At 52.9% G+C, this 4,200-nt stretch carries 3 protein-coding genes; 1 reads left to right on the top strand and 2 read right to left on the bottom strand.

All coding sequences use genetic code 11. The features are described 5' to 3' along the window. A partial coding sequence (locus tag GOV80_RS22295; protein WP_214648107.1) for a hypothetical protein occupies positions 1–300 on the bottom strand: 300 nt, incomplete at its 3' end. Between the two features lie 45 nt (positions 301–345). Here GOV80_RS22295 and GOV80_RS22185 point away from each other — a divergent pair. After that, positions 346–2,079: an adenylate/guanylate cyclase domain-containing protein gene (locus GOV80_RS22185; protein ID WP_214648106.1), complete on the top strand. Its 1,734-nt coding sequence runs from the start codon at positions 346–348 to the stop codon at positions 2,077–2,079. Positions 2,080–2,290: 211 nt separating this feature from the next. Here GOV80_RS22185 and GOV80_RS22180 read toward each other — a convergent pair whose 3' ends face one another. Beyond that, a complete protein-coding gene (locus tag GOV80_RS22180; RefSeq protein ID WP_170787808.1) occupies positions 2,291–3,850 on the bottom strand; it encodes an acetolactate synthase large subunit in 1,560 nt (519 codons plus the stop codon). Positions 3,851–4,200 lie beyond the last annotated feature (350 nt).

The raw sequence follows: 4,200 nt of genomic DNA, 5'->3' as shown, positions 1-4,200 counted from the left end.
TATAGACAACGCAGAACACCAAGACGCAAAAACGAACGACTTTTTCAACGACATCGGCTCAGAGCGGCCATTCGCGGCGCTTTGTTCGAATGACCGCTCTTCGGACAGATCAGCCGTTAAGTTATCCAGGACCCCTGTTTCACGCGCATTCAAGATGGTCAACCAAACGTCTGCCGCGAATGCGGTGCCTAGCAGACGATACCTATCGCGGATCTTGGAGAGCTTTTCAGATTTAAGCCATGGGCATGAACTGCCTATCATATAATATCGCCTAGGGACTTTCAGCTCGACGAAATTCATTTCGCGTTTACCGGAAGAACAACCTAGGCTTGGAGTTAACGTTTCATGGAGCACAACTTGGAAAGACGCCTTGCTGCGATTGTGGCCATGGACATGGTCGGTTTTTCCCGTCTTGTGGGTTTAGATGAAGAAGGAACAATTGCGCGGCAACAACGCCTAAATTCCGAAATATTCGAACCAATTATTGCTGGAAATAGTGGTCGCGTTTTTAAGAGTAGCGGGGACGGTCTATTTGTCGAATTTCCCTCGGCGGTTAACGCCGCACGTGCTTGTGTAGCGATTCAACAATCAGTATCGGAAGCCGAGAAGTCTATAGATCCCTCTAAGCGCATTGCTTATCGGATAGGCTTGCATGTTGGTGACGTAATCGTCGACGGCGACGATTTGTATGGTGACGGAGTCAATATCGCTGCTCGGCTCGAAGCTTTGGCGGAACCTTCAACGATTGTTACTTCAGCAGACGCACATCGCCAGTTTGATGGTAGGTTTGAAGCAGATTTTGTATCAGCAGGATCCCGCACCCTAAAAAACATATCAGAATCTGTTCACATCCTCCAATGGCCACCTGACGCCGTGATTGCTGCGACGACGGTTTCCAAGCCGACTGTAGCAGTGCTCCCTTTTGAAAACCGATCCTCTAATCCAGAAAACGAATTCATTGCCGATGGCATGGCGGAAGACATCATTACCGACTTAAGCCGTATGCCTTGGTTCAATGTGATTTCGCGAAATTCCACACTGGCTCATAAGGACAACGGACTGGATTTGACGGCGGCGATCAGAGAATTGGGTGTAGTCTATGTGCTGAAAGGCTCTGTTCGAAAGTCTGGAGACCGAATTCGGGTCACTACTCAATTAGTTGACTTGGCGACTGAAACACAGGTTTGGGCAAACCGTTACGACCGAGTATTCACTGACATCTTTGATATTCAGGACGAAATATCGAACGCGATAGTGTCAGCGGTCGGGCCAGGATTTTTGAGTGCCGAAGCTAGGCGCGCCCGGGCTAAAGATCCGACGCAGTTGGACGCTTGGGAATGTGTAATGAGAGGGCGACCTCTCGTCATGCGTTTGGGGCAGACGGAAACAGCAGAAGCTCGACGCTATTTTGAACGGGCTGTCGAACTTTCCGGTGGCGCATTTGGTAACGCTGACCTGGCTCTAGCGCATTTTCTACAAGCATTTTATAGTTGGGCGGAACCCGGCGAGAATTCAGCCGCGGCTATGGTCGCAGCGGCAGATGCAGCAGTTCGAGCCGACAATCAAGATCCAATTATTTTGGCAATCAAAGGATGGTCTTTGATGTTTGTCGGACGCTGGGACGAGGCAGTTGACCTCTTTGATCGCGCCATTACGCTCGCGCCCTCGTTTTCGACTGTATTGGGCTTTTGTGGAAGCGGATACTGCATCAGCGGCGCATACCAAAAAGGCCTCGATCTGGTTAAACAAGCTGAGACATTAAGTCCTCAGGACGTTTTTACACCGCTTTGGCTGATGGGCGTCTACTTTGCTCATTTTTGCTTGGAGGACCCCGAAAGTGCAGAAAAGACGGTGCGCCGTGCACTCGCATTGGCACCCGAAAACCCGACTTACAGAAGGCAGTTGGTGGCAACGCTTCATCTTTCTGGTCGCATTGAGGAGAGAGACAAGGCGTTAGACGCCTACCTGGCAGTCGCGCCGGACGTCAGAGCAAGTGATGCAAGACGAATTCCCGGTCGAGACCGCGAACAGGTAGAGCGCTTTGTTCAAGTCTTGATTGCCGCAGGCGTTCCCGACTGAGTTCTTCTGGAAGAATTTGCTAGTTGACCAATGTCCACCTTGGGCTCGGTGCGGACACTCAGCAAAATTCAGCGAACGACTGGTATGCGGACAAAGCGGTAATTTGGCCGCCGTTTGGTCCATCGCAAAGTCATTTCACAGTATCAAATAAAATTGATCCTCAATTTGCACCCCTAGTCTCATCTGCTTTTCAGGTTCCGTGTCAGAATACTCATGCGGGCGGTGGACACACGACTTCAATCAGCGATGGCCCTTCGCTGGAGAGACCGGCGGAGAGCGCCTTTGCGAAGCTGTCCATGTCATCTGCGCGTGTCCCCGGAACACCATGGCCTTTCGCCAGCGAAACCCAGTCCAACGTCGGGTTCACCACGTCAAACATAGCCTGAGCATTCTGACCATAGCTCGCCACGCCGACGTTTGTGAGTTCATCGCGCAGGATTTGATAACCGCGGTTCGCAAACACAACGATTGTCACGTCCAGATTTTCGCGGGCCATGGTCCACAATGATTGAAGAGTATACATGGCGGACCCGTCGCCGGTTAGGGCGATGACTTTTCGGTCGGGGCAGGCGATAGCCGCACCCGTCGCACAAGGCAAACACAACCCAATCGCGCCGCCGGTGCCTGCGAGTAGGTCATGCGGGTGGGCGGTAGCTGTCGGTGGCATGACATGAAACCCGGACGTCACGGATTCATTGCAGATGATCGCGTTTTCCGGGATCAGCGCGGCCAACGCCAAACCAACTTTTTCGAGGGTCAACTGTCCGATGGGAATGTCTGGCAGGTCGAGCGGATGGGTTTCCGTCGCCGTTTTGCTTGTGACCCCGACCGTGTCGGCGAGCGCTTGCAGCGTCCACTCGATATCATCCGTGGGCTTGCACAAGTCCGTAATGGGGCAATGCGGAGGTTCGGGCACGCTCGGTTTCCCGGGATAGGCAAAAAAGGCGACTGGCCTATCTGCGCCAAGCAGAGTGACCGAAGAGGTTGCTTCAAGCTGAGCGATCTTGGGCGATATCGGATAGACCAGTTGGTCTAGCCTTGCTGTTCCTGCGCCTTTGGAAATGCGCGGTATCAGAGTATCAGCCAACAAACGGCACCCCGTCGTGGCAGCGATCTTGCCAGCCAGTTCACGCTGGGGTCCAAACAGAGCTGATCCGCCAATCATCAGCGCGGCGTTCGGCGTCACAAGCCTTGCCGCCGCGGCCTCTATATCGCTTGTTGACGGTCGATGAAGGCTTTCTTGGTTGTCTAATCGGTTTACCGCTGCGTTCGCTTTGTTCCAAGCTGTGTCGGCAGGCAGGACCAGCGTTGCGATCTGACCGTTGCGCGCGCGGGCCGCCTGAACCGCAGCCGCTCCGTCCGTGGCTACGTCGGTGGCATTGGACGACACACGTGTCCAATGACTGACCGCCTGGCTGATACCGAGGATGTCTCCCTTCAAAGGACTTTCATAACGGAGGTGATGCGTTGCGTGATCGCCCACTACATTCACGATTCCGGACCCCGCTTTTCGGGCATTGTGCAGATTGGCAAAGGCGTTGCCAAAGCCGGGTGCAAGATGCAGGAGCGTGCCGGCGACGTCTCGCTTCATGCGAAAATACCCGTCTGCAGCACCCGTCGTGCCGCCTTCAAACAGGCAAAGAATGCAATTCATTTCCGGGTGTTCATCCAAGGCAGCGACAAAGTGCATTTCCGAGGTGCCGGGATTTGCGAAGACCGTATTTACACCATTGTTTAATAGGGTTTTTACGAGTGATTGAGCGCCGTTCATTTTATCCCTAGCCTGATTTCAAGCGATCATTTGATGACAATGCTCGCACGAAAAGGCCTTCTTTCTAAACATATTTTCCTCCCGGCACGATCACTTTTGACGCATAGTACCGAAGCCGCTCGCGACGTGGAGCAGTTACCGGATTTACGACCGTACCTTTTTGGCGGAGCCAGAACTTGGAGCGAAAGTATTCGTACTTGAGGTGAGATGGGCCTACGCATCACCAATTTGGTACACACCTCAGGGATGAGTGATATTAGGTTAAGACTAAAAACCACTTAGTCTGCTCTGGGCTGATGTCGTTGAAAAAGTCGTTCGTTTTTGCGTCTTGGTGTTCTGCGTTGTCTATA

Origin of the sequence: Ruegeria lacuscaerulensis, assembly GCF_013034685.1 — a bacterium.
Taxonomy (GTDB): Bacteria; Pseudomonadota; Alphaproteobacteria; order Rhodobacterales; family Rhodobacteraceae; genus Ruegeria; species Ruegeria lacuscaerulensis_B.
Note: the sequence above shows the minus strand (reverse complement) of the source record. Positions and strands in the feature narration are given on the sequence as shown.